General features: G+C 59.9%; 30 protein-coding genes. 17 read left to right on the top strand and 13 right to left on the bottom strand.

From position 1 onward, the window contains the following. The first annotated feature begins 52 nt into the window (after window positions 1-52). From ACJ0G7_RS11960 to ACJ0G7_RS11950, 3 genes are all read left to right on the top strand, one after another. The gene (locus ACJ0G7_RS11960; RefSeq protein ID WP_043691486.1) at window positions 53-1,048 is read left to right on the top strand and encodes a ribose-phosphate pyrophosphokinase; all 996 of its coding nucleotides are present in this window, start codon (window positions 53-55) and stop codon (window positions 1,046-1,048) included. A gap of 124 nt (window positions 1,049-1,172) precedes the next feature. Next, window positions 1,173-2,210 carry a glycoside hydrolase family 10 protein gene (locus ACJ0G7_RS11955; protein WP_253912851.1) on the top strand — a complete coding sequence of 346 codons (1,038 nt, stop codon included), beginning with the start codon at window positions 1,173-1,175 and terminating at the stop codon, window positions 2,208-2,210. 108 nt (window positions 2,211-2,318) lie between these two features. Then, window positions 2,319-2,537, top strand: coding sequence for a hypothetical protein (locus ACJ0G7_RS11950; RefSeq protein ID WP_407396290.1), 219 nt, complete (start codon window positions 2,319-2,321; stop codon window positions 2,535-2,537). A gap of 144 nt (window positions 2,538-2,681) precedes the next feature. On the opposite strand, the gene ACJ0G7_RS11945 is transcribed toward ACJ0G7_RS11950, so the two are convergent. Together ACJ0G7_RS11945 and ACJ0G7_RS11940 are read right to left on the bottom strand one after the other, a co-directional pair. Next, window positions 2,682-3,455, bottom strand: coding sequence for a metal ABC transporter permease (locus ACJ0G7_RS11945; RefSeq protein ID WP_407396289.1), 774 nt, complete (start codon window positions 3,453-3,455; stop codon window positions 2,682-2,684). Further along, window positions 3,448-4,134: a metal ABC transporter ATP-binding protein gene (locus ACJ0G7_RS11940; protein WP_407396288.1), complete on the bottom strand. Its 687-nt coding sequence runs from the start codon at window positions 4,132-4,134 to the stop codon at window positions 3,448-3,450. Before ACJ0G7_RS11940 ends, ACJ0G7_RS11945 begins: the two co-directional genes overlap by 8 nt. A gap of 110 nt (window positions 4,135-4,244) precedes the next feature. Here ACJ0G7_RS11940 and ACJ0G7_RS11935 point away from each other — a divergent pair, with 110 nt between their 5' ends. Then, window positions 4,245-5,165 carry a metal ABC transporter solute-binding protein, Zn/Mn family gene (locus tag ACJ0G7_RS11935; protein WP_407396287.1) on the top strand — a complete coding sequence of 307 codons (921 nt, stop codon included), beginning with the start codon at window positions 4,245-4,247 and terminating at the stop codon, window positions 5,163-5,165. Window positions 5,166-5,214: 49 nt separating this feature from the next. Next, window positions 5,215-6,255: a hypothetical protein gene (locus tag ACJ0G7_RS11930; RefSeq protein ID WP_407396286.1), complete on the top strand. Its 1,041-nt coding sequence runs from the start codon at window positions 5,215-5,217 to the stop codon at window positions 6,253-6,255. Window positions 6,256-6,261: 6 nt separating this feature from the next. On the opposite strand, the gene ACJ0G7_RS11925 is transcribed toward ACJ0G7_RS11930, so the two are convergent. From ACJ0G7_RS11925 to ACJ0G7_RS11915, 3 genes are read right to left on the bottom strand one after another with little or no spacing between them, the layout of a single operon-like run. After that, window positions 6,262-7,557 carry a hypothetical protein gene (locus ACJ0G7_RS11925; protein ID WP_253912805.1) on the bottom strand — a complete coding sequence of 432 codons (1,296 nt, stop codon included), beginning with the start codon at window positions 7,555-7,557 and terminating at the stop codon, window positions 6,262-6,264. 20 nt (window positions 7,558-7,577) lie between these two features. Further along, window positions 7,578-8,231 (bottom strand): TIGR03943 family putative permease subunit, encoded by a 654-nt coding sequence (locus tag ACJ0G7_RS11920; RefSeq protein ID WP_407396285.1) that lies wholly within the window; start codon window positions 8,229-8,231, stop codon window positions 7,578-7,580. A 13-nt stretch (window positions 8,232-8,244) separates the two neighbouring features. After that, window positions 8,245-9,201: a permease gene (locus tag ACJ0G7_RS11915; protein ID WP_043691473.1), complete on the bottom strand. Its 957-nt coding sequence runs from the start codon at window positions 9,199-9,201 to the stop codon at window positions 8,245-8,247. 256 nt (window positions 9,202-9,457) lie between these two features. Here ACJ0G7_RS11915 and ACJ0G7_RS11910 point away from each other — a divergent pair, with 256 nt between their 5' ends. The 8 genes from ACJ0G7_RS11910 to ACJ0G7_RS11875 all read left to right on the top strand — a co-directional run bounded on the left by ACJ0G7_RS11910 (window position 9,458) and on the right by ACJ0G7_RS11875 (window position 16,071). Next, window positions 9,458-11,521: a DUF3604 domain-containing protein gene (locus tag ACJ0G7_RS11910; protein ID WP_407396284.1), complete on the top strand. Its 2,064-nt coding sequence runs from the start codon at window positions 9,458-9,460 to the stop codon at window positions 11,519-11,521. Between the two features lie 23 nt (window positions 11,522-11,544). Then, entirely contained in the window at window positions 11,545-12,426 is an 882-nt protein-coding gene (locus ACJ0G7_RS11905) for a peptidyl-prolyl cis-trans isomerase (protein WP_407396283.1), read from the top strand. Further along, window positions 12,423-13,436: a HupE/UreJ family protein gene (locus ACJ0G7_RS11900; RefSeq protein ID WP_253912802.1), complete on the top strand. Its 1,014-nt coding sequence runs from the start codon at window positions 12,423-12,425 to the stop codon at window positions 13,434-13,436. Before ACJ0G7_RS11905 ends, ACJ0G7_RS11900 begins: the two co-directional genes overlap by 4 nt. 2 nt (window positions 13,437-13,438) lie before the next feature. Next, window positions 13,439-14,020, top strand: coding sequence for a HupE/UreJ family protein (locus tag ACJ0G7_RS11895; protein WP_407396281.1), 582 nt, complete (start codon window positions 13,439-13,441; stop codon window positions 14,018-14,020). A 3-nt stretch (window positions 14,021-14,023) separates the two neighbouring features. Beyond that, window positions 14,024-14,569 carry a HupE/UreJ family protein gene (locus ACJ0G7_RS11890; protein WP_043691468.1) on the top strand — a complete coding sequence of 182 codons (546 nt, stop codon included), beginning with the start codon at window positions 14,024-14,026 and terminating at the stop codon, window positions 14,567-14,569. Between the two features lie 74 nt (window positions 14,570-14,643). Then, window positions 14,644-14,988: a hypothetical protein gene (locus tag ACJ0G7_RS11885; protein ID WP_407396279.1), complete on the top strand. Its 345-nt coding sequence runs from the start codon at window positions 14,644-14,646 to the stop codon at window positions 14,986-14,988. 30 nt (window positions 14,989-15,018) lie between these two features. Next, window positions 15,019-15,732: a 16S rRNA (uracil(1498)-N(3))-methyltransferase gene (locus tag ACJ0G7_RS11880; protein WP_407396277.1), complete on the top strand. Its 714-nt coding sequence runs from the start codon at window positions 15,019-15,021 to the stop codon at window positions 15,730-15,732. A 24-nt stretch (window positions 15,733-15,756) separates the two neighbouring features. Continuing rightward, window positions 15,757-16,071, top strand: a complete 315-nt coding sequence (locus ACJ0G7_RS11875) for a hypothetical protein (protein WP_407396275.1) — start codon at window positions 15,757-15,759, stop codon at window positions 16,069-16,071. Here ACJ0G7_RS11875 and ACJ0G7_RS11870 read toward each other — a convergent pair. From ACJ0G7_RS11870 to ACJ0G7_RS11845, 6 genes are all read right to left on the bottom strand, one after another. After that, window positions 16,055-16,330 (bottom strand): hypothetical protein, encoded by a 276-nt coding sequence (locus ACJ0G7_RS11870; protein WP_407396274.1) that lies wholly within the window; start codon window positions 16,328-16,330, stop codon window positions 16,055-16,057. The two genes, ACJ0G7_RS11875 and ACJ0G7_RS11870, sit on opposite strands and share 17 nt — an antisense overlap. Then, entirely contained in the window at window positions 16,330-16,569 is a 240-nt protein-coding gene (locus ACJ0G7_RS11865) for a DUF3721 domain-containing protein (RefSeq protein WP_407396273.1), read from the bottom strand. The genes ACJ0G7_RS11870 and ACJ0G7_RS11865 overlap by 1 nt, the downstream gene beginning before the upstream one ends. Before the next feature lie 85 nt (window positions 16,570-16,654). Continuing rightward, window positions 16,655-17,359: a phosphoesterase gene (locus ACJ0G7_RS11860; protein ID WP_407396272.1), complete on the bottom strand. Its 705-nt coding sequence runs from the start codon at window positions 17,357-17,359 to the stop codon at window positions 16,655-16,657. Continuing rightward, on the bottom strand, window positions 17,359-18,174 hold the full coding sequence (locus ACJ0G7_RS11855; RefSeq protein ID WP_043696591.1) for a metallophosphoesterase: 816 nt from the start codon (window positions 18,172-18,174) through the stop codon (window positions 17,359-17,361). Before ACJ0G7_RS11855 ends, ACJ0G7_RS11860 begins: the two co-directional genes overlap by 1 nt. A gap of 5 nt (window positions 18,175-18,179) precedes the next feature. Beyond that, a complete protein-coding gene (locus ACJ0G7_RS11850; RefSeq protein ID WP_407396270.1) occupies window positions 18,180-18,959 on the bottom strand; it encodes a GTP-binding protein in 780 nt (259 codons plus the stop codon). A gap of 190 nt (window positions 18,960-19,149) precedes the next feature. Next, entirely contained in the window at window positions 19,150-19,614 is a 465-nt protein-coding gene (locus ACJ0G7_RS11845; RefSeq protein ID WP_407396268.1) for a hypothetical protein, read from the bottom strand. An 803-nt stretch (window positions 19,615-20,417) separates the two neighbouring features. Between ACJ0G7_RS11845 and ACJ0G7_RS11840 the strand changes: the two genes are divergently transcribed. The 4 genes from ACJ0G7_RS11840 (at window position 20,418) to ACJ0G7_RS11825 (ending at window position 24,306) form a co-directional block, all read left to right on the top strand. After that, window positions 20,418-21,134, top strand: coding sequence for a class I SAM-dependent methyltransferase (locus ACJ0G7_RS11840; protein ID WP_407396363.1), 717 nt, complete (start codon window positions 20,418-20,420; stop codon window positions 21,132-21,134). A 1-nt stretch (window position 21,135) separates the two neighbouring features. Further along, on the top strand, window positions 21,136-22,281 hold the full coding sequence (locus tag ACJ0G7_RS11835; RefSeq protein WP_407396266.1) for an NAD(P)/FAD-dependent oxidoreductase: 1,146 nt from the start codon (window positions 21,136-21,138) through the stop codon (window positions 22,279-22,281). Window positions 22,282-22,284: 3 nt separating this feature from the next. Then, the gene (locus ACJ0G7_RS11830; protein ID WP_407396264.1) at window positions 22,285-23,379 is read left to right on the top strand and encodes a type III polyketide synthase; all 1,095 of its coding nucleotides are present in this window, start codon (window positions 22,285-22,287) and stop codon (window positions 23,377-23,379) included. A 699-nt stretch (window positions 23,380-24,078) separates the two neighbouring features. Next, on the top strand, window positions 24,079-24,306 hold the full coding sequence (locus ACJ0G7_RS11825; protein ID WP_407396361.1) for a DUF411 domain-containing protein: 228 nt from the start codon (window positions 24,079-24,081) through the stop codon (window positions 24,304-24,306). Window positions 24,307-24,340: 34 nt separating this feature from the next. Here the strand turns inward: ACJ0G7_RS11825 and ACJ0G7_RS11820 are convergent, their stop codons facing one another. Together ACJ0G7_RS11820 and ACJ0G7_RS11815 are read right to left on the bottom strand one after the other, a co-directional pair. After that, window positions 24,341-24,610, bottom strand: coding sequence for a hypothetical protein (locus ACJ0G7_RS11820; protein ID WP_407396263.1), 270 nt, complete (start codon window positions 24,608-24,610; stop codon window positions 24,341-24,343). Beyond that, window positions 24,607-24,765 (bottom strand): DUF3721 domain-containing protein, encoded by a 159-nt coding sequence (locus tag ACJ0G7_RS11815; RefSeq protein ID WP_407396359.1) that lies wholly within the window; start codon window positions 24,763-24,765, stop codon window positions 24,607-24,609. Before ACJ0G7_RS11815 ends, ACJ0G7_RS11820 begins: the two co-directional genes overlap by 4 nt. Window positions 24,766-24,834: the final 69 nt, after the last annotated feature.

The following is a 24,834-nucleotide window of genomic DNA, read 5'->3' as shown; positions in this document are numbered from 1 at the left end:
CACCAGCTCACCACTACCATCGGATTACAACAGAACCAGTCCCGCGGGCGCCGTGACAAGCTTCCTGACAGCAGCCCGCGCCGAGCAGGAAAGACTGCAGCAGGAGAGCCGGCGTCTCCGCCTGTTCAGCGGTACCTCCAATCCTGGACTGGCCAGGGAAATCGCGGCTTATCTGGGTGTGCCGGATGGCCCGAGGGTCTGCAAACGCTTCGCCGACGGTGAGCTCTACGTGCAGATCCAGGAGTCGATCCGTGGCTGCGATGTGTTTCTGATCCAGCCCACCTGCGCTCCGGTCAACGACCACCTGATGGAGCTGCTGATCATGGTGGATGCCTGCCGACGGGCATCTGCCCGACAGATCACCGCCGTTGTGCCTTACTACGGCTACGCCAGAGCCGACCGCAAGACCGCCGGTCGTGAGTCGATCACCGCGAAGCTCACCGCCAACCTGCTGGTCAAATCCGGTGTCAACCGGGTCCTCGCGATGGACCTTCACTCGGCGCAGATTCAGGGATATTTCGACATTCCCTGCGATCACATCTACGGCTCCCCGGTGCTGGTGGATTACCTCTCCACCCAGAACCTCGGCGACATCGTCGTCGTCTCACCGGACGTCGGCGGCGTGGCCAGGGCCCGCGCCTTCGCCAAACAGATGAACGATGCTCCCCTGGCGATCATCGACAAACGACGCACCGGACACAACATGGCGGAAAGCCTCACGGTGATCGGAGACGTCTCAGGACGGACCGCTGTGCTGATCGACGACATGATCGACACCGGCGGCACGATCTGCGCCGGCGCCCGACTGCTGCGTCAGCAGGGGGCCAAGCGGGTCATCGCCTGCGCCACCCATGCGGTGTTCTCTCCTCCGGCGAGCGAGCGTCTGTCTGCCGAGGGATTGTTCGAACAGGTTGTCGTCACCAACAGCATTCCGATCGAGCCGGATCGAACCTTCCCCCAGCTTCATGTGCTGTCCGTTGCCAACATGCTGGGCGAGGCGATCTGGCGGATTCACGAAGAAAGCTCCGTCAGTTCCATGTTCCGCTGATCCGACTGTGAAGCGACCACTCCCTCCGGTCGTCGTTCTCCTCGGTCTTGCGCTTCTCTGCTCGCTGAATCCGGGGGTACGGGCCCAGTCTCGCCTGGATCGACTGCTGCGGCCCCGCCCGGTGATGGGGGTCTGGCTGACCAACAGCCCCAGCGACCTCTACTACGACAAAACGCGGATCCGCGACGCCATCGCCGAACTGAGGCAGGCCGGCTTCACCCGGGTGGTTCCCAACGTCTGGAGTCGGGGAACCACGTTTCACACCAGTGACTTCGCACCGGTGGAGCCACCGCTGGCGTCCGTAGGTGTCGAGCTCGATCCGATCTGCACGATCGCCGAGGAAGGGCGCAGGAACGGGATCCAGGTGATGCCCTGGTTCGAGTACGGGCTGATGGAGCCGGCCGATTCCGATGTGGTGCGGCGGAATCCGGAGTGGGTGCTGGCGCGGGCTGATGGGCAGACCTGGATGACCATGCACGGCAGTCATCGCATGGCCTGGCTGAATCCGGCCCATCCGCAGGTGCGTCGCCGCTTCATCGGACTTGTGGTGGAGACCCTGAAGCGCTGTCCGATGCACGGGCTTCAGCTCGACGATCACTTCGCCTGGCCAGTGGAATTCGGCTACGACGCTTACACAGCCGCTCTTTATGAAAAAAGCACGGGTGCTCCGCCTCCGCAGGATCACACCAATCGTCGCTGGATGACCTGGCGTCGCCATCAGCTCACCGGTCTTCTGCGGGAGCTGCGCAGCAGTCTGGATGCAGCGGATCTGCCCACACGCATCAGCCTGTCGCCAGGCCCTTTTCGCCAGGCTTACAACCTCTGGCTGCAGGACTGGGAGCTCTGGGCCATGGGTGAGCTGATCGATGAATTGGTCGTTCAGAACTATGCGTACTCCGTGAAGGGTTTTGCGCGAGATCTCGATCAGCCAGCCCTGCGCAAGGCGCGTGAGTGGAGGATTCCCACACAGATCGGAATTCTCGCCGGCTTCGGAAAGCGCACGACGCTGATGTCGGATCTGCAGCAGAAAGTGCGGTTGTCGCGTGAGCGCGGCCTTGGTGTGATCTTCTTCTACTGGGAGGGATTGTGGGGAGTTCATGTGCCGGAACGGATCCGGACGGAGCGCTACAGGGCTTTTCAGAAACTCGGCACAGGAGACTGAGAGCCTGCGGCTCTTCGCAGGGCTCATCCGCTCGTCTGTGCCACAGCCTCAGGTCATATCCGACTACTTTGAATCGACTCCTTCAGGCAAGTTGTGAAACAGGTCGAGGTGAATCAACTGAGGGCAAAGCTTCATCGTCTCGATCTCTCAGATGAATTCATTGCGCGCTACATCCAGAAGCTTCAGGACAACGGAGAAAGCTACAAAGTTGCCTGCAAAACCATCGATCGCTGGGAAAAGCCTGACTCATCTCAATTCGTTCTGCAGGCCCTGGTCTGCGGTTTTGCCGCAGCGATCCTGGGTGGATGGTTTGCCATGGTGAGCTGACGACAATCGTTTCCGTTGCCAGCGAAACCGTCAAACTGAAACTTGATCAGTGATGAATGCCCCATGGAAGAGGCTTATGTGCTGCTGGTCATCGTGATCAGTGTCTGGGTTCTTCTGAAAATCCTGCCTGGACTGAATCCCTGATCACCGCCTGATCAACAGCAGCGTCACGCACAGCACGCCGATCAGAGGGCCTGGCGGTAAATCACCAGCAACCGCAAGCATCATTCCGCCCCCACAGAGAAGCAGGCCGGTGCCGGCGGAGCGCAGCATCAGATCGCTCAGGCTGCGGCTGCGCTCCACATGCACAAGCACTGGAGCGCAGAGCAGGCCGATCACCAGCACGATGCCGACGGCGGTGATGGCACTGATCACCACCAGTGCGGTGCTCACGATGGCGAGAAAACGAATTTGAGTGACCGGCCTTCGGGCCGCGACCGCTCCCTCGGGATCCACCCCGAGAAAAACAAGATCCCGGTAGTGGACGAACAGCAGCATCAGCAGTGCCAGAGCGGCGATGGCGGTGCGAATCAGGTCGTTGCTGCCTGCGGCCAGAAGATCACCGAACAGCACGGTTTCCAGATCGACGCGTGCCTGCAGCAGGGGCACCAGCAGCACGCCGAGGGCCGTGAATCCCGCCAGAACGGTGTTCATCGCTCCCTCCTCCCGTCCCTTGAAGCGCTGACTGAGACGTTCGGCCAGCAAGGCTCCGATCAGACCGCTGATCAGGCCACCGATGGTGGGATCCAGGTTGAAGGCCAAGGCCAGCACGAGCCCCGGCAGCATCGAATGGGCCATCAGATTGGCCAGCAGGATGCGTCTCTGAGTGATCAGCAGTGATCCGGTGGCCGGGCAGATCAGCCCGATCAGCAGGGCGAGCAGCAGTGGCGTCAGCCACCAGAGGTCGAGCTCATTCACAGCAGTGGCTTCCCATCATGCAAGTCAGGTCGGAGAGCTTGGAGCGAACATCTGCCGGGCTGCCGCTGGCGAGCACCGATCCATCGAGCACGACCACGCGGTCGTAACTGTCGAGAGCGCTTCCCCAGTCATGGCTGCTCACCAGGAGGGTCTGACCGGATTCAGCCTGTTGACGCATCACGCCGAGGAGATGTTCACGGGTGGGGGGATCGATGGCGCTGCAGGGCTCATCCAGCAGCAACACCCCCGAGTTCTGCATCAGAGCCCGGGCGAGCAACACCCGTTGCTGCTGACCACCGGACAACTGGCTCAGACGCCGGGACGCCATCTCTGCCATGCCGACCCGTTCGAGCAGGTCGTGGCAGCTCGGTCCGCCAGTTCGACGACGTGCTCCATTGCGACCCAGGTTCACCATCTCGCTGACCGTGATCGGGAAGGTCCAGTCGATCGCGGCCCGCTGAGGCATCAGGGCAACGCTGCATCCGCAGACCACGTGTCCACCGCTGGCCACAAGACGTCCCTGGAGCAGGTGGAGCAGGGTGGACTTTCCAGCCCCGTTCGGCCCGACCAGAGCCGTGAGTGTGCCTGGGCAGAGGTCCAGATCGACATGGTTGATCACCTGACGCCCGCCGTAGCTGAAGCAGATGTCGCTGGCCTGGAGGCGGTTGTCAGTGGTCAAGGCGTGAGGTGTCACGGGTGGTGATGGTTCACTTGCTGAGGCGGCGAACCAAGGGTTGCAGAGATCCGGAAGACTTGCAAAATGATAATCATTCTCAGCGTGATTTTCATTTGTCTGCTCGGTTCTGGTCGCGAACAGTCCTTGCCGGCGGAGTCCTGGCGGTCTTCGCGTCATGTCTCCCGGCGCGGGCCGCACAGCTCACGGTTGTGGCCGTGGATGGCACGCTCTGTGACATCACCCGCACCCTGGCGTCATCGGCGGCCGCTGTCACCTGTCTGATCCCGCCGGGTGGCGACCCGCACGGTTATCGGTTGAAGCCCAGCGACCGTCAGGCGCTCGCCAAGGCTGATCTCGTTCTCCACAACGGATTCGGCCTGACTCCCTCTGCCTCAAAAATCACCACCTCCGGGAAGGTGGTGGCGGTCGGAAACGTCGCTCTTCCGAGGTACAAGGGCAACGACCCGCACATCTGGCACGACCCTGCCAATTCCGCAGCGATGGTCACCGTTGTGGCGAACAGCATGGCCCCATTGCTGCCACAGGCAGAGCGTGCAGCGCTGGGTGCCCGTGCGGCGAAAGCCAAGGCTGTGTTCGTTGCCCTCGGCGGCTGGGCAGGTGCTCAGTTCTCCGGATTGCCGGCGGCCAAGCGTGTTCTTGTGACCGATCACCAGACCTACAGCCATCTCGCCAGTCGATACGGTCTCAAGGAGATTTCGATGCTGGACAGCTACACCACCGGAGGTGTTCTGCGACCGTCCAGTTTTCAGACGATCACGGTCGCGGTGAAGGCATCCGGTGCCGAGGTGATCTTCACGTCGTCTCTTCCTGCCAACAAAACACTGCGTCGCATCAGCCGCAGCACCGGATTGCCGATCGCCAAGACACCTCTCTATGGAGAGGGCGTGGCCTCGGGGCAAACCGCTGTCTCAACAGCGACGTTGAACATCTGCACGATCGTGAACGGCCAGGGCGGTCGCTGTGATCGGGGCGCTGCCGAGAAACTCGCTCAGCGCTGGTCCGCCATTCCCTAGTTGATCGATATCTACGCGTCCTCGTCTGTTCTCCTCCACCCAACGTCTCATGTTCCGCTCCCGTTCCCTGCTGCTGGCCCTGCTGCTGCTCCCGCTGTTTCCTGCTCCTTCGGCTCTGGCCCACGGGTCCCATGGCGGAGGCGGTGAGGACGCTCTCGAAGCCGGTGAATTCGATTTCACACCGCTGATCACGGTCGAAGCTCACGGTGGCTTCGACACCAACCTGGAGGACAGCCCCAAGCACTACGCCGTCGATGCTCTGTTCGGAGGCGTCTTCGAGTGGGGCCTTGGCAATGGCGGCAGTCTGTCCATTGAGGCCGCTGTGGGACCGACGCTCGTCTGGGGAGAGGCCGAGCATTTCTACGGCAAGGTCCATGCCGACCATGACGAGCATGAGGGTGAGGAGCATGACGAGCATGAGGGTGAGGAGCATGACGACCATGACCACGACGACCATGCCGATCACGACGATGACCATGACGACCATGACCACGGGGAGCATGCCCATGAAGGCCATGACCACGGGCATGGAGACACCGACTTCCAGCGGGCGGACGTACGCGGCTACCTGCAGGTCCGTTATGCCCCGAACGATCGCCTGAGTTTCTCCGTTGATTGGAAGCCCTATTTCGTCACTGAGGATCAGGGAGACGATGTGCAGGGCCTGAAGAACGAGATCGGAGCCAAAGTGCTCTGGGCTCTGGGTGACGGAGATGTGAACTTCGGCCTGGGTGACGGACTGGAAGATCTCGTCAATGGAGTGTTCCTGTCTGTTGAGCACCGACAGGGATGGGAATCTGATGGCGTCTGGATCGGTAATTACACCGATCCGCGCGTCGGCGTCGGCTTCACGATCGGGTCGGATCAGATCAATGTCTCGATCGAAGCTGGGCCTCGCTTCTACACCCCCGGCAGTTACTCAGGACTCGATCAGCGCACCGACTTCGCCGGTGAAATCGAGCTTTTAGTGCCTGTTGGCGATGCCAATCTGTTCGCTCACTGGCAGCCGACCTACAGCGGCACGGATGCTCCCGGTTGGGGTGAAGGCTGGCAGCACCACATCGGCACCGGCATGAGTTTCACCTTCTGATCCGTGTCAGGGGGACAGCCACTGGGCTTCCCCCACATCGACCGGCAGGATCTTCCGCCACTGAAGGGTGTCGGCATCCATCAGGGCGGGATGGGTCTCGCGTCGGTCTGGTTGCAACACCGTCAGCAGCAGCTGCCGGCTGACGGGATCGAACTGCACCGGAGTGCCTCCTTTCATCGACCACGGTTCCAGCGGCTGCTGTTTCAGTTGTGTTCCTGCTCCATCGATCAGCAGGATTGTGTGAACCCCGCGATCACCAGTCCACTCCCCCAGCACCGCCCAGATGCGTTCGCCGCTGCCGTCGCAGGCAACCCCCAGCACCGCCTTCTCCCCTAACCACAGCTGCCGCGGAGCGAGGCCTGGAATCACGAGCTCGATCGAGCGGCGGTAATCGGGCCAGTGGCGGATGAGCACGGCCCGTCCGGAGGCGGCACAGAAGGCTCCCAGTTCGCGACTGCCGGGGAGGGATTGCGGAGGACGGCCGTTGTCGACCAGAGGGCGAAGGCTGAGGTTGTCGTACGAGGGCACAACGAGACCGCCTCCGGCTGGAATCAGCTCCATCGGACCCGAGGAGATCTGACTCAGCTTCTGCCGCTTCCCATCGGCTTTGATCAGCTCGACCCGTTCACTGCCAGGGAAGAATCCACCGGTCTGCAGCAGCAGATCGCCATTGAGGTTGCTGCTCAGATGACCGAAGAGCACTTCTTTCTCCGCCAGCAACTCAAGTTGCTCAGGCTCAGGTGGTTTCAACTCCTCGCGCCGTCGGGCCAGGCTCTGCTGGGTGAGATGTCGCAGCCAGATTCGCTCCCCGCCTTCGCCATCGCTGCTCACCATGGCGACGCCCTGTCCGTTTCCGATCGGCGTCAGCTTGGTGATGCGCTTCCACACCGGGCTGAGTGGTTTCCAGCTCCCGTCATGATCCAGAAGCTGAAGCTGCTCCCCGTCGTCCACCTGCCGCGTCACCAGCAACCACGGACGGGGTTCCCACCACCAGGTCTGGGTCGCCATCGGATTCAGACGCTGGTCGCGTCCAGCCAGCTCGAGCTTCAGCGGGCCAGCAATCACCTGGTCGGCGTCGATCACCAATCGCAGAGGGTTGTTGGTTCCGAGCCAGCGGTGGTTCAGGGCGGGGACCAGCCGGCTTTCGGAGCTGACGTTGTTGCGGTGCATCGGCCGGCTGAAGCGCAGATCGAGGGCCGCGCTGCCGGAATGAATCTGCTGTTGGCTCAGGGTCACCAACCGTGGTGATCGACGCAGCAGCACCTGCTGCTGAATCAGCACCAGTGCGGCCGCGAGGACCAACAGAAATGGGAGACGACCGGTCAAGGCTCCAATGGCCGCTTGGGGCGGGGGATGGTTGTGATGGTTGTCGGCACCACTACGGCAATGCGTTCGCCATGGCGGGTTTCCACCGCCATGGTCCCCTGGATCGCCAACCACTGGTTGGCTTTCGGTTCGGCGTCGGCCGGCCAGGCCACCGGCAGACCTGAAGGGGTCGCGTCGGCCAGGCAGCAGCGCACGGTGAGCCTGGCGATCAACGGTGGACCGTCGGGTTGACTCCAGACGAAACCGCTGATGTTCAGCGGATTGCCGGCGACAAGATCGGGATCGGGCTGGCTGCGCAGCAGGCGCACCCATTCGGTGAGGCTGCGCTGTTCCGGTGGCAGCACGAAGGCCAGCTCCGGTGGTTCAGGCAGCCCCTGGGGACGGTTGTTCGCGAGATCACTGAAGGATGGGTTCGGCGGCATCAGCAGCACCAGCCCAGCGACGACAGCGCTCACCAGCCAGGGCCAGCGGGGCACGTCCCGCTGACGGCGGTTGCGGATCATCACCATCACGCCGGCGAGAAGCAAGGCCAGTCCGGAAGCACCGACCAGGGAATGAAAAATGCCGCGCAGGAGCAGATCCAGGCGGCCGCTGAGCACGCTCCACAGCACCATCCACCCCCACAGGATCAACAGCAGGCCGCGTGTCATCTCAACCTCCGGATCACAGCTGCCACAGGTTGACCCACTGACCGATCAGCAACACCCCAAGGCTGGCAGCGACGGCCGTGATCGCGATGGCGCGGGGCCGCATCAGCACCGTGAACAGTCCAGCCAGTTTGAGGTCAACCACCGGTCCCAACAGCAGGAAGGCCAGCAGCGCACCCGGGGTCACCTGGGCGGCGAAACCGAGGGCGAGAAAGGCATCCACGCTTGAGCACACCGACACCACCACCGCCAGCACCATCAGGGCCAGGATCGAGGCCGTCGGGGCGCCACCGATCTCCAGCAACCAGCTGCGGGGCAACCAGGTCTGCACGGCGGCGGCGATGACGCATCCCAGCACCAGCAGGGCGAGCAGATCCAGGAACTCCCGACTGCTCTGATCCAGCACGTCCCGCGGCGACGGACGCTGCGCTCTCGGTGCCGCGTTGGCTGGCAGCGGCGTACCGATCAGGCCGCTGCCCCGCTGCAACAGGTCCAGGTTGCGCAGCGGCTGACTGAGACGTCGTTCGCTTAACAACGCCGTTTCCAGCAGCTGCGACTCGGGGAGTTGTGCCAGCAGCAGGCTCAGCAGGATCGCCAGCAGAAACGCCCCGGCAGGTCTGGCGATCAGCAGCCAGGGTTGATCGGGAAAGGCAGCCCAGGTGCTGGCCAGAACAATCGGATTCAGCACCGGTGCAGCGAACAGGAAGCCGAAGCCGGTTCCCAGGGGTGCACCACTGGCGAGCAGGCGGCGAGCCACCGGAACGTTGCCGCATTCACAGGCCGGCAGGGCGAATCCCATCAGTGCGCCGGTGATCGGAGCCAGCAACGGGTTGCTGGGCAAGCGGCTGACCCAGGCGCTCTGAGGCACCAGCCAGCGCGCCAGACCGGCGATCAGCACCCCAAGCAGCAGAAACGGAATCGCTTCCAGCAGCAAACCCTGAAAGATTGCCCAGGCGGTGGCCAACCGTTCCACGCCATGCCCGTTGAAACAGTGGTGATCTTCTCAGCTCCATGGGGAATTGCAACACCGGGTGTGTGGCATTGCACGTTGATGGTGATGAAGGCACGGTTGATCGCACTCCCCAGGAAATTATGTTGATTCGGCAGATGTCATCCGGGCAGGGAGGAATGAGCTCGATGCAGATGTTGTCCTGCCTTGGAGATGGTGATCTCCTTTCCATCCTGAGTGATAGTTCAAAGAGTTGGCAGCTAGGCACAAACGACGAACCATGGCTGCAGGAATGATTATCATTCTCGCTATTTTGGTCCAATTAAAGCGTTTGTGGATGTTTTTGCTGCCTTTGCATCCCAGTTCGCCGGTCCCAGTCAGTGTTAACTGCTACAAGACGGATGTTTATGACACAGAGGTTCCTGTGCGCGTACATCTGCTGGTCGCAGCGTCTGCTCTTGCTCTGCAGCCTCTGCTGGCCTCCTGCTCGAATGTGGATACATCCACTTCCGACACCAGCAAGGTGGATGGCGCTGAGGTTGTCAGTGCAGACCAGTCCCCTGAATGCCTGGCGGGAGATCGTCCTTATTTCGGCGACACACACCTCCACACCAGTGCGTCACCAGACGCCGGAATGTTTGGTAATAAACTCGATCGTGATGTGGCGTATGAATTCGCTCAAGGAAAGAAGGTCACCTCAAGTATCGGCGAAGAAGTTCAATTGCGACGCCCGCATGATTTCATCGTTGTTGCTGATCACGCCGAGAGTATTGGCCTTCAGCAGGCCATTGAACGTTCCGACGAGGGCTTGATCAATGACGATTTCGGGAAGAGGCTTCATGATCTCGTTAAAGAAGGGAAGGGTGTTGAGGCCGCTTCTGAGTTCATCCGGGGTGTAGCCCTTGGAACCTCCAAGAAGCTGCCCAAGGAGTTCTCTGCGAGTGAGTGGGGGGCCAATCTCGACAGTGCTGAGGCCAACAACAAGCCAGGAGTCTTCACAGCGCTGGTCGGCTTCGAATGGACCAGTCAGCCTGGCGGTGGAAACCTGCACCGGGTTGTGATCCTCCGTGATGGCAAGGATCGTGCTGAACAGATCACTCCGTTCTCGGCTTACGACTCGGAGGATGTTGAGGATCTGTGGACCTTCATGGATGGCTATGAGAACAAGACCGGAGGACGTGCCATCGCCATTCCGCATAACGGCAACCTGTCCAGCGGAACGATGTTCCTGCCGCGTCACCAGGAGACCAATCAGCCGATCGATGCTGATTACGCACGCCGCAGGCAGAAGCGGGAGCCCCTCTTTGAAATCACTCAGATCAAAGGCCACAGCGAAGCCCATCCCCTGCTGTCGCCCAATGATGAATTTGCCGATTTCTGGTTGTTGGACAACTCCAATCTCGGCGCATTCAAGGCTCCTACAAAAGAGATGATGCGGTATGAATACGTCCGTCCTGGCCTGCGCAGGGGCCTTGAGTTGCAGGATCAGCTTGAGGGTGTCAACCCGTTCAAGTTCGGTGTGATCGGTGCCACGGACAGCCACACCTCCCTGGTCACCACCGATGAAGACGCTTTCTTCGGAAAAGCGTTTACTTCAGAGCCTTCCAAGGACCGCTGGAAAAAGTTCCTTTTGCAATCCGCAACGGACAAGGCCTTCGATATGTACAACTACCAGATTGGCTCTTCGGGCCTCGCTGGTGTTTGGGCATCGGAAAACACCCGAGAAGGTTTGTTTGATGCCATGGAGCGTAAGGAGGTATTCGGCACAACTGGAACGCTGCTTTCCGTGCAGATGTATGGAGGCTTCGATTTCGATGGCAGTGAGCTTGCAGCTAAAAACTGGTCAAAAGCGGCCTGTTTGAAGGGGGTCCCGATGGGTGGGGATCTGAGTCAGGCACCGGAAGGCAAGGCTCCAACGTTCCAGATCAAGGCGCTTAGAGATCCCGATGGAGCCAATCTTGACCGTATTCAGATGGTCAAGGGTTGGCTGAAGGCCGACGGAACCACGGATGAAAAGATCTACAACGTCACCTGGTCGGACCCAGACAAGAGAGTTCAGGCCGACGATGGCTCCATCCCGTCCGTCGGAAACACGGTGGACGAGAAAGAAGCCACCTTCAAAAACAACATCGGGGCAGCGTCACTGAGCGGCTCCTGGACCGATCCCGACTTTGATCCCAGCCAGAGAGCTTTCTACTACGTGAGGGTGTTGGAAATTCCCACTCCAACCTGGTTGGCCTTTGATCGGAAGAGATTCGATAACTATGCAGAAATGCCTCAGGATCTGCCCTACAGCCATCAGGAAAGAGCCTTCTCCAGTCCTGTCTGGTATAACCCGTCCTGATCGCTTGTAGATGTGGGCGGGGAGTGATCTCCGCCCTGAATATTTCTATGGCTAAGTTTCAACAATGGCGATCCTTGCTTCGGGAGCCTGTTGTTCAATTTCTACTGATTGGAGCGAGTCTGTTTGTCGTCAATGCCGCGTTGAGACCATCTCAGCAACCAATCGCTGCTGAGATTGTGATCACCGACGATCAGGCGTCGGGCATGGTCAGTCAATTCGCTCGCACGTGGCAGCGTGCTCCCTCCAAGGAGGAGCTTCAGGCCCTGATCGATGACGAAGTCCGCACCGAGGTCTATGTGCGCGAAGCGATGAAGCTCGGGCTTGATCAGAACGACACAATCATCCGGAGGCGTCTTCGACAGAAGATGGAGTTCCTGAATGAGAGTCAGTTCCCCAACAAGGCGCCGGCAGAGTCTGAGCTTGAGGCCTACTTCACCGCCAATTCCAAGCAATACCGCACCGATGCAGTGGTGTCGTTCCGCCATGTCTTCTTTGATCCGCAACAACGCGGTGATTCCCTTGCGGACGATGCGCAGGCCGCGCTTCTGATGTTGAACAATCAAGACCAGGAGATGGAGCTCAACGGCCTCGGTGACCCCATCGATCTCGCCGATAACTGGACCGACCTCTCACGCAAGGATCTCGTCGCGTTGTTCGGCTCCACCTTCACGGATGCACTGCTCAGTCAGTCCCAGGGACGATGGACCGGGCCGATCGAATCGGCTTACGGTCGCCATCTGGTTCGGGTGGAGTCTGTTGCAAAGGGGGCGATTCCCGAGCTCGATGACATCCGCGCAGAGGTCACTCGCGACTGGTTTCAAGACAAGCTTCGCCGGTACCAGGATGATGCCTATGAGCGCTTGTTGAACGGCTACAGCGTGCGTCGACCGGAGTTGACTCCGTGATCCGTCGAATCTGGCCCCTGCTGCTTTGCTTCGGCTTCCTCTGGCCCGGCGTGGTGTTGGGTCATGAGTTGATGCCCGGCTACCTCGAACTCGAGGAAACAGCTCCCCAGGTGTATGACGTGATCTGGAAACTGCCCCTGCAGCGCGGCGCAAGGTTGCCTCTGGCTCCTCGATTCCCTGACGATTGCGCCACCGAGGGCAGTCTGGATGCACGGCTGGAGCGTCGCGCCCTGGTGTACACAGCGCAACTCTCCTGTGAGACGTCTCTCCAGGGACGGCTCGTGAGCATTGACGGATTGCGCGCTGTCGGCACGGAAGTACTGCTGCGCGTGACGTCCCTGGATTCATCAGGGCCGGAAACCATCCTCATCCAACCGGAGAAGGGGGAGGCGCTGATCGGAGCGATCAGCAGCGATGCGCAACAGACCAGTGCCATCACCTATCTGCGCCTGGGTATCGAGCACATCCTGCTCGGTGTGGATCACCTGCTCTTCGTTCTGGCGTTGCTGCTGATCGTCAGGGATGGCTGGACGTTGTTCAAAACAATCACGGCCTTCACGGTCGCCAACAGCGTCACGTTGTCGGTGGCGGCGATCGGGGTGATGCGTGTCCCGGCGCCGCCTCTCAATGCGGCCATCGCCCTGTCGATTCTGTTCATGGGTGTTGAGGTGGTCCGCACCTGGCGGGGGCAAAGCAGCTTCACCATCCGTCGTCCCTGGGTGGTGGCGTTCGGGTTCGGTCTGATCCACGGCTTCGGCTACGCAAGCGGTCTCGCTGATCTGGGCTTGCCCCGCGGCGAGCTGCTGCTGGCGCTGCTGCTGTTCAACATCGGCATCGAGATCGGCCAGGACGTCTTCGTGTTTCTGGTGCTTGCTCTGAAGCGCTCCTTTCGACAACTCGAGATTCACTGGCCCCAGTGGGCAGTGCGCCTTCCCGGTTATGCGGTGGGGGTTGCCGGGGCCTTCTGGACCCTTGAGCACACCACCGCGTTGTTTCTGCCAGGAGGTTGACGATGACCCGCCGTATGGCCCTGCTGCTGGGTTTGATGATCACGCTCGCTCCCGCCGCCCGCGCGCATGTGGAGAGTGGTGGTGCCGGCAGCCTGCTCTCAGGCTTGCTGCATCCCGTCACCGGACTCGATCACGTCGTGGCGATGGTTGCTGTCGGCCTTTGGGGAGCGGTGCTGGCCGCTCCGGCCATCTGGCTGCTGCCGGTGGCTTTCCCGATGGTGATGGCGCTCGGTGGTCTGATCGGATTGCTGGGACTGCCTCTGCCCGGCGTGGAAGTTGGAATCGCGATCTCGGGCATGGTGCTGGGGCTGCTGGTGGCGCTGGAACGGCGTGTTCCCCTTGGCGTGGCGCTGGCCCTCGTGGGGGTGTTCGCTTTGTTCCACGGTTATGCGCACGGCCGCGAACTGCCGGATGGAGCCAATGCTCTGTTGTTCAGCCTGGCGTTTGTCGCCGCCACAGGGCTGCTGCATCTGGTGGGCATCCTGCTGGGTGAGCTGCGTCGATGGCCTGTGGGCCGCCGACTGGTGCAGCTGATCGGCGCTGCGATCACCATCAGTGGTGTCTGGTTTCTGCTTCGCATCTGACCGATGTCTCCCTTGTTCGCCCACCTGATGGAAACCGGTTTCGGCGGGTTCTATGACGGCATCGCCCATCTGTTGATCACGCCGGCGGATCTGCTGCTGGTGCTGGGCCTGTCGCTGCTGTCAGGTCAGCAGGGGCAGGCTGGGGGGCGCATGCTGCTGCTGGTGCTGCCCCTGAGCTGGTGGCTCGGAGGATGCCTGGGACAGGTGCTGGCCCTTGGGGATTCCCTCGAAACGATCAGCATCCTCTGGTTCACGGCGATCGGATGTCTGGTGGCACTGCAGTGGCGTATGCAGCCGCGATGGCTTGCTGTTCTGTCCGCCCTCAGCGGTCTGCTGTTCGGCCTCGGCAATGGCAGCACCATGGCCCTTGAGGGGCCACTGTCTCTTGATCTGCTCGGGGTTGTCAGTGCTCTTTCGGTGCTCGCCGCCCTGGTGAGTGCGCAGACCTCCGTCAGCCACCGCGAGTGGGTCCGCATCTCTCTGCGGGTGGTCGGCAGCTGGATCGCTGCCGCGGGATTGCTCACGTTGGGCCTGCAGTTCAGGGGGTGATCAGCAACGGTGGCCGGATCGATCTTCTCTTCAACAAGCGTTAATACCGATTGCTCTGGTAGCGCTCGCTACTCATGCTGAACAAACAGGCAACGCTGCCCGTGGCATTTCTCCAGGCCATCCAGACCACACTCCTGCGCTATCAGAGCACCAGGGATCACGAGCAGGATCTCTATTTCTCCTCTGCACGCAACCTGGCTCGCGCTCAGTTCCAGCTGGCGGATGAGGAACTCAGCCGTCGGTTGTGGCAGGACGTGGCTGAGCGGGAGCTCGATGTGGATCGCATCCTGAATCTGATGTACGGCTGCTGGTTCCAGGAGGATCGGGAGGCCATGCAGGAGGCGGATGCGGCCTATTGCGCCAACAGAGTCGCCGGTGGACTGCCGCCGTCTCAGGTCGGAATCTTCGAGCACTGCTGAGCGGTCGTCGCTGCGCCGGACGCTGAGGCGGTGAACATCATTCTCCTCGGCCCCCAGGATTGCTGGCTGGATGACACCACCGTGCTGCTGCGTGATCGGCGGGCGGTTCACATCCTTGAGCTCCTCAAACCGAACCTCGGTGACACGCTCAGGGTCGGCATCCGCGATGGTGCTCTGGGCACAGGTCGGGTGGTGGCCATGGATGCTGCGACGGTCGAGCTTGCGGTTCAGACGCGCGAACCACCACCGAGGCGCCATCGGTTCGAGATCGTTCTGGCCTTGCCAAGGCCGAAGATGCTGCGCCGGATTCTGCGCACGGTGGCGGAGTTCGGGGTGTCGGATCTGCATCTGATCAACAGTGCCCGGGTGGAGAAAAGCTTCTGGCAGTCCCCCCTGCTGGCAGGCGACAAGGTCGAGGAGGCTCTGCTGGCTGGGATGGAGCGCTCCTGCGACACCGTCGCGCCCCGGGTGCACCAGCACAGATTGTTTCGTCCCTTCGTCGAGGACCGTTTGGTGGAGATCTGCTGCGGTCGTCCCTGCCTGATCGCCGAGATGGGATCGCCCCAGGCTCTGAGCAGTGCGGCCGATGGGCCTGCGGTGGTGATGATCGGCCCCGAGGGAGGCTTCGTGCCGTTTGAACTGGATCTGGCCCAGGCGATGATCGCCCGGCCGGTGCATCTCGGGGAGCGCTTGCTCAGTGTCGATACGGCTCTGACGGCGGCGCTGGCCCTGGGTTGGGGATGATGAAGGCGTTGATGACGACGACCCATGGGTGACATCACGGCTCCAGACGGGCTTCAGGCCCTGGTGGCCGATCTCGGCAGAGGCAATGTGATCGATTCCGAGCTGCTGGAGGGTGGTCCGTTGGAGGCCCATGAACTCGACGACATGGATGCCGATCAGGCGGCCCAGGTGGCGTCCCATTGTTTTGCCGTTCTCTTCGGACACACCGTGGAAGAGTCGACGGGACTGGAGGGAGACGGCGATGCCGGTGAGTGGAGAGGCCGTGTCGATGGCTTCGGTTTTGTGATCAGCCGGGATGACGTGGGGGATCTGGTGCTGGATTTCAGCGTGCAGGCCTGAGCAGCATCAGCAGACCTGATCCGGTCACGATGATGGTGAGGGCACCGAGCAGCACCGGGTAGACCGGCTGCAGATTCAAGGGGCCGAAGTTTCCGGTGTGAATCTTGAGCAACCAGAAGGCATCGATGTTCATCTCCAGCAGAAGGCTGTAGAGCGAACCGGTCGACGCTGTCAGCAGCAGTGGAGCTGCGGCGATCGGTACGACCCACCGGTGCAGTCGGCGGGCCTGACGCTGGCGTGAGCTGGTCCGGTGATCCATCAGTGTTTCCGCAACTGCCGGTGCAGTTCCTGCTCATCAGCGCAGGGCATCCATTTCCCATTGTTCTGATGAACCGTTGAGCAGCCGATCTCTTCAGCGCGCTTCTCAGCCTCGCTCCGGCTTTCGTAGATCCCTTTGCCGTGGCCGTGAGCCGGGTCGATGGTCAGCAACGGCGCGATGAACAGAAGTGAAAGAGCTGTCGGCACCGTCAGAACGGCGTTGATGGCAGACCCTCGCATTGTTCGGCGGACATCTATGTGTCGATCCTGCCGGATCTGTTCCGGCACCTGGGGGTTGAAGGCTTCGGGGATCTTCATCTGCGCATCAAGTCCGGCGCGGGGTCACGCAGGGCTCTCCAGCTCTCATGAAGTCGAGTCGATCCGTGGCGGCGTCGTACAGCGAGAAGGCGGCTCCCTGGCCGATGCCGATCACGCTGCGTTTGGGAACGGCCTGTTCCTGCTGCTGTTCGCCGGCTGTGTCTTTCACACGCGATTGAATGGCACCACCGGTCAGTTCCAGGCGGAACTGTTGACCGCTGCGGGCGGTGAACAGGCGGTTCACATCCAGCCGGGTGAGGCGATCCAGAAGGATGAGAGGCGACGTTTCGCTTGTCAGCCGATCGCCGATGTCGGCGGAGCTGCCATGGATCAGGGCGCAATCCAGTTCGATGAAGCCGAACTGCAGGGAGGCAAGCCACGGGAGATGGCGTTCATCAACAGCTTTGAGCAGTGCGTCGACGGCATCGTCGCCATGCTCCCGGCGCAGCACCTGTGCGTTCTGATCACCGCGGTATCCCCGTTCGGCCAGCAGCTGCTCCTCCCACCATCCATAGATGCAGTCGGGCTTGAGATCACCGCGTTTGGGCTGGCGCAATCGCTCCAGCAAGGCATCGCAGTTGCGCTCAGGTCCGATCAGATCCCCCAGCACGAAAAGACTTTCGACGCCCCGTTGCGTTGAGAGGTCGCGTTGAATCCGCTCATAGAGATCAAGATCACCGCGCAGTCCACTGACCAGAGCCCAGCGTTCCATCAGCGCTCACACACGTGGCTGGCGTCGTCGGCCCGCTCGGCATATTCGAAACCATGGCTCAGCCGCCAGGCGAACACCTCAGGCAGGCCGGCATCGACGATGGCCTGACAGGTTTTCGCCACGTCGTACTCCACCTCACGGATCGTCACCTCACCACTGGTGTCGTTGTGGATCACATACGTCGCCTTGGTGTCGCCATGGCGGGGCTCACCCACGGATCCCGCGTTGACGATGCGGCGCATCGGCAGGGTCAGTTCCTGTTCCGTGGCCCCCTCGCTGCCGGCCTGTTCCACTGTCACCCGGATCGATCCACCGCTCAGTTCGCGCACATAGGGCTGGTGGGTATGGCCGCAGAACAGCGTGTCCGCTCCGGCGGTTTCGACCCGCTCCAGCGCCGCAAAAGCACTCATGTCTGGCAGCAGATATTCGTGCTGACTGTTCGGGCTGCCGTGAACGAACAGCAGCCGGTCGCGCCTCAGGGTCATCGGAAGGCTGGCCAGGAAGGCTTTGTTCTCGTCCGTCATCTGTTCAGCGGTCCAGTGATGCGCCCGGTGGCCTCGCCGTTCCGCCAGTTGCGAGGGGTAGCTGCATTCGCAGGCATTAAGGCCATCGATGATGTCTTCATCCCAGCAGCCCTGGCAGGTGGGGATGGCGCGTTCCCTCACGAGCTGCACCACTTCATTCGGTTGGGGGCCGTAACCCACCAGATCTCCAAGGCAGGTGATCGTTTCAATTCCCTGCCGATCGATGTCCTCCAGCACAGCCTCAACGGCTGCCAGGTTGGCGTGGAGGCAGGAGATCACGGCGTGGGCCATGGGCGTCATCGGGTGTGGGTGGACTCGGGTTGCTGGTCGCGCATCGGGGCCTGATGCATTTCCAGCACGTCATCACTGATCAGGCAATCGTCGATGGTGGTCTGGATGCCGATGCCATTGAGAGCTTTGCCCTGCACCACCAGCTCCGACGAGCGTTTGGGTCGGCCATGGGGTGGCTCCACCCTCTCCAGGGGCAGAAACTGCGAGCCCTGTTGACTCACCATCCAGTTGCAGAAGAAGGCACGGCCGTCGGGGAGATTCATCAATGCCTTGGCGCGGTAGACGTCGCCATAGGCACCATTCACCAGCTCGAACCAGAAGCTGCTGAGGCTGTTGGGGTCCCAGACACTGTTGTGGAGGCTGAGGCTCCAGGCCTCCAGCCTGTTGAACGCCAGCGTGTCCTGGCCGGGTAACTCCGGATCACGGCCGAAATGGAGGCATCGGTCCGGTCTCAGCTGGAGGGTGTCCAGTTGCGATCGGATGGCTGGGTCGATGGCCTCGGGGGCTTCCTCCGGCGGGGCCTGGAATTGCTGCAGCTCAATCAGGTTGATCCGATCAGCCGCAGCGGGGCTGGGCTGTGGAGTCGAGAGGTCCTCAAGCGATGGGATCTGGTCCTGCAGCCAGGTCCGGTCGATGCCGGCATCACAACCCTGCTCGAGGCCTTCTTGGCTCGTGCCCTTCAGACGCAGGTATCCGCAGGGACCCGGATGGTCGCGCAGTGTGTTGAGGATCCAGCTGGTTTTCCCGCACCCCGGCGGACCTGAGATCAACCAGGTTGTGCTCATGGTCTCCAGCATCCGCCGTCGGGTGGGGGGACGACAGCCCTTTTCTAGTGGGAATCGTTCTCATTCTGTTGGTTGGGATGCCCCCTGTCCACCGCGATGCGCAGAGCGTCACCGGGCGCATGGTCAAGGTTCGGGATACGGACTCGCGGGTCGTCGTCTAGCAACGCGTGGTTTTTTGCGTGAAAGGGATTCAGAGATTGTTGGGTCGAAGTCGACTGGGTCGGTAGGAGATGAGGAATTGATGGCGTCCCATGGAGGTGCTGTTCACGGCTGTGATCAGATCGTCACCGGTATTCCAGACCCACAACTGTTGGTTGACCTGGCGATCGTCGATGCTCATGCTCAACGGCTGCCCATAGCGATGACGAAGGCCTGCCAGCACTTCGGTCATATCGCTCACCTCAAACTCGTAGGCCAACGATCTCAAGCCGGTGCCGGGACTCAGTTCAAACGTTGACTGAACCACTGGGATTTCATCGAGGCGTGCGTTCAGCGCCTGATACTTCTGCGGTTGATCGGGGCCTGCCTGGCGGATTTCGCCGAGGTGTGCTGTGACTTGATCCAGCGTCATGCCCCACTCAAGTCCTTCGATACAGGCAGACACGTCTGCCGCACCAAGACCCACGATCGCAAGGCAAGCCAGCAGATGGATCACAAGGTTGCGCAGCGGCCTCAGGGTCAAGCGTCCGGAGTGGTTGCAATCATTCTGTCGGCATCTGCGTTTTCCGCAGCGCGCCACTCCTGTGCAGAATCTTTGAACCTGCGTTGGTGGGTTGGCTGCAAGCGGTTCTCAAGCAGCCGGCCAGCGCTGGCCGTGGTGGCCGCTGCTGCCACTTAGCTTGTTGTTGCAGGAATAGGTCTTAGGGGCTTGTCCCTAAGTTGTCCCTGGGATTTTGTGCATCTGGGTTGAATGGTGTGCAAGCGAGCCTCTGCATTGCTGACTGATCTCCAGATCCTGCTTTTGGGCTTGATGGAGCTATTTTTGTCGCCGGGGATGGATTGTCTCTGCCTTGATCTAATCCTCATCAGAATCACTGCATCTACAGTAAGCGTTGTCGCTGGAGCGGGTTTGAATCCTGCCGATAACGCTAATGTTTCTCGGCGTTGCTGCTAATTAATAGTATTCGCTGACAGGTAGCTTGAGATTCTTGTGCCTGATGTGTTTCTTTTGTTCTGTGTGCCTGTTCAATTCATGATGAAGCTCGACAGGATGGCCTTCTATGAGTTTGCGACTCTCTTGGGCTAACAAAGAAATTAATGGTTGCACAGCAACTTCTACTTTTCTTGGGCGCAAGTTGATATTTTGAATTCAACCCAATAATGCTTTTCAACTTTCCCGCTCTCTGTGTATCTCGTAACAAAATTCCAAGCAAGGCTTTGTTGGCAGCCAGTGGCTTCGGCAAAACAAGCATTACCAATACCGTTTCGCCTAGCTTTGTTTTGAGCAATGGCCAACACATGTCTTCTGGCTGGATATCGATGCCACGTGATCGGCAGCCTGAGGTCATGGACCAACCTGGTCTCGATCCCGCTGAGCATGTCCGAGCCCTTCAAGGGCTTCGACGGATTAATGGCATCAGTCGCTGTGTACCAGGCCTTTTGCGTCATTTTGAGAAGCTTGCCAGCGAAAGTCCCGCGACTCAGTTGAGCGTGTTGGAGCTGGCTTGCGGAGGTGGTGATACGGCAATTGAGCTTGATGCGCTCGCTCGAAGACGTCACCTCAACATCTCGTTCCAAGCTTGTGACCTGAACCCTGAAGCTGTGCGGATCGCGCGCCGCAACGTTGCCAGATCAGAAAGTGGTGTGGGTGTGTTTGTTGAAGATGCTCTTGAACCTTCTCGATCCAAGCAATTTGATGTGGTGTATTGCACTCTTTTTGTTCACCATCTAGACCCCCCTGATGTCATACGACTGCTAGCAGGGATGGCAGATAGGGCGCGTCGTCTTGTTGTTGTCGATGATCTAATCCGCAGCCGTCTGGGATACTCCTTGGCTTGGTTTGGTACGCGACTACTTAGTCGATCCTGGGTTGTTCATCACGATGGACCTGTGTCAGTCAAGGGGGCTTATACCCCCACGGAGATCTTGGATCTCGCCTCTCGAGCCGGTTTGCGTGGCTGTGTTCTGGAACGGAGCTGGCCCGAGCGCTACCGACTCAGCTGGACACCCCACTGACATGCAAAGCAATTGGGATGTAATCGTGATTGGGGCAGGAGTTGCCGGAGGCTTGGCAGCCTTCGATTGTGCAAATCGCGGCCTGCGAGTTCTGGTGGTTGAGAAACGGTCTTTCCCCCGCTGGAAGGTGTGTGGTTGCTGCTTTAACTCCAATGCCCTGGCAGCTCTGACTGCCACAGGCCTCCCGAACCTTATGCACGATCAAGGTGCTGTGCCTCTCGATCAACTTCGTCTTGGCTGGGGTGGCAACTCGCTCAAGCTTGAGTTGCCAGGCGGTTTGGCTCTGTCAAGGGAACGCTTTGATCAGGCTTTGGTCAACGCTGCTGTGGGTGCTGGCGCAACATTGCGCTTTCGAACCAGTGCCGTGCTCGAGGAGATGACTCCTGAAGGTCGAATGGTGCGGTTACGACCTCCCGGTGGTGCTCCAGTGGAACGCATCAATGGCCGTGTCGTGCTGGTCGCAGCCGGCTTAGAGCACCAGGTGATTGCTCCATCTCATGCGGCCAGTTCTAAAAGCACCCCGGAATCGAGGCTTGGTGCTGGTTGCCTCATCGCCGATGAAAACGGAACCTACGAGTCTGGGGCCATTCATATGGCCATTGGCCAGCATGGCTACGTCGGCTTGGTTCGACGTGAGGATGGTGCTCTGAACTTGGCTGCTGCTTTCGACCGCGCTGTGGTCAAGTCCTCCGGCGGTGTGGCGCGGGCGGCACAACTTGTTCTGACTCAAGCCGGCTTCGCCTTGCCTCGAGCTTTGGAGTCGTCTCGCTGGCAATTAACCCCCGCACTCACCCGTCGTGCCGGTGCATTTGCAGGGCATCGCTTTTTGTTGCTCGGCGATGCGACCGGTTATGTGGAGCCCTTTACCGGTGAGGGCATGGCCTGGGCTCTTGCTGCTGGTGCGTCGGTTGCTCCCTTTGTTGAGGAAGCTCAGGGTGAGTGGACATTGGATCTCGAGCGGCGTTGGCGAAGGAGGTTGGTGGATCTAACGATCAGTCGTCAGCGCGTTTGCAGTGTGTTGTCGACTGTGTTGAGACAACCGCTCATTACAAACGCGTTGTTCAGCCTCGGGTCTCAATGGCCTGTTGTACCGCAACGCGTTATCAGCAGTCTCAATCGCGTGCATCCCCACATGGCGAGGTCTTAATCCATGCCTCTCATCCTTCACGGAATGGGTACGGCAGTACCAACTCAGCGACTGAGTCAGGCAGAAGCGGTGCAAGTGGCGCGTCGCATCAATGCCGAAAGCCCTGAGCAAGAAAGGCTGATGTCGCGCATCTATCAAAGAACCAAGGTTCTCACCCGTGGAAGTGTGCTCCTCGAGAATGATGGTCTCAATGGCACGAGCACGACCAAGGATCGTCTCAGTTTCTACGGCTCAGAAAGCCCTGGGACGGCACAACGGATGCATGGTTACAACACTCACGCCGGTGGGTTGTCTCTTGAGGCTGCTACGAAGGCGCTATCTGATGGTGATATCTCATCAGGGGCGATCACCCACCTCATCACGGTCAGTTGCACTGGGTTTCATTCACCTGGTATTGACCTTTTCTTGATTGAAAAGCTTGATCTATCGCCGAGTGTTCAGAGGACACACATCGGATTCATGGGATGCCACGCTGCGCTGAATGGCTTGCGTGTTGCCCATGCCTTCGCGGAAATGGATCCAAAGGCGGTTGTTTTGGTCTGTGCTGTTGAGCTTTGTAGCCTCCATATGGCTTATGGCTGGCACCCAGAGAAGGTTGTTGCCAATGCTTTGTTTGCTGATGGGGCGGCTGCTGTTGTCGCCTCCTCGGATCCTTCCCTTTCTGATCAATCCTTGGTCTTGCGCCGCAGTGGCTCAACAGTGATTCCTGATAGTGCAGATCTGATGCAGTGGGAGATTGGCGACCATGGTTTTGCGATGGGGTTGTCGCCCCTTGTTCCGGAAACGGTTGGTGCTGCCTTGTTGCCTTGGTTGCGAGATTGGCTCAAGGATCAGTCGATTGATCTTGAGGCGGTGACGAGCTGGGCTGTGCATCCTGGCGGACCCAGAATTCTCTCCACCTGTGCAGAGGTTTTGTCGTTGGACCCAGGCCTACTGCACGAATCCAGAGGCATACTTCAGGATCATGGCAACATGTCATCTGCAACGATCCTGTTCATTCTTGATCGATTGCGTCGGCGGTCAACTCCTGGTCCTTGTCTTGCACTGGCCTTTGGACCTGGGCTGAGTGCTGAGGTAGCACTTTTTGATTTTGAATAACAGTCAATATTCGTTTTGCCTGTTTGACTGCCTGGGGAATTATCATCGCATCTGTACATATCTCTGATCGGATGATGTTGCTCGGCGATGTCACACTTGGGTGACCCCAGAGGCGTCAGTGGCGTGAATCTTTTCAGTGATTTTGCTCTGCCTTGCCCCTTTCCTTCGACAGAATCACTGCATCGACGTGGATTGTGGTGGCTGGAGCTGGTGTGAATCCTGCTGATCAGCGCTGGGGTTTCTGGCCGCTGCTGCCACTTGATATCCATTTATAGGAATAGGTCTGAGGGGCTTGCCCCCCTGCTGTCCCTGGGATTTGGTGCAACTGGGTGTGTTCAAGCGCAACTCGCGATAACGCGGATAATCGATCCCCTTAACCTGAGAAAGGAATCCATGACGGCCTCTCGATTTCTTTGTCAGTGTTCAGCTGCCTTGCGTCAGGGCGTATTTGGAGCCTTGGTGGTCGGCTCGTTGTTTTGGGTGATTCAACCTGCGCAGGCCCACGGTGACGCGAAAGGTGATGCTGCGATGCCCGACACCATGGGGGCAACGGGCCCGCAGATGACGATTTATCGATCGGCGAGTTGCGGTTGTTGTACGCAATGGGGATCCCACATCGCCTTAGCGGGATTCCGAATTGATGACCATGTCACCGAGGACATGGATGCCGTGAAGGAGTCAAGAGGTGTAAGCCTCTAACTGGCTTCTTGTCATACCGCTGTTGTGGGGGGAAATGTGATTGAAGGGCATGTGCCTGCTTCTACGATCGATCGCCTTTTGAAGGATCGGCCGGATATCCGAGGTCTGGCGGTTCCAGGGATGCCAATGGGTTCGCCCGGCATGGAGGTGGCTGGCGTCGAGGCTGAAAGTCTTGAGGTGCTTGCCATTGCCCATGACGGAACAACCTCCGTTTTCTCGCGCTACTAGACGGTTTTTGACAATCGCGATGAGGAACGCTGTGTCATCGCGCTGGCCTCAAGAGCATCACCGCTCCTGACACTGTCACGATGACGGTGAGCCCACCCAAGAGCACTGGGTAGACGGGCTGAAGATTCAGAACACTGAAATTCCCGGTGTGGATCTTGAGCAGCCAGAAGGCATCAATGTCTTGCTCCAAGAGCAAGCTGTAGAGAGATCCCGTGCCTGCGGTGATCAGCAACGGAACAGCGGCGATTGGAACCAGCCAACGGTGAACCTTGCGTGCTCGCCGTGAAAGCGGACGTTGGTTCATTGCTTGCGAAGTTGGCGGTGGAGTTCACGCTCATCTGTGCATGGCATCCACTTTCCGTTGTTCTGATGCACCGTCGTACAACCGATCTCACCGGCACGTTGTTCTGCGTCAGCTTTGGATTGGTAAATGCCTTTGCCGTGAGCATGGCTGGCCATGGTATGGACAACGAAAGCAGCGACGAGGGCGAATGAAATGGAGATCCAGCCCATCATCCTTGTAGTGAA

It is taken from the genome of Parasynechococcus sp. (genome assembly GCF_045559935.1).
Classification (GTDB): Bacteria; Cyanobacteriota; Cyanobacteriia; order PCC-6307; family Cyanobiaceae; genus Parasynechococcus.
The sequence above is the reverse complement of the archived record's forward strand: the minus strand, read 5'-3'. Positions and strand labels throughout refer to the sequence as shown.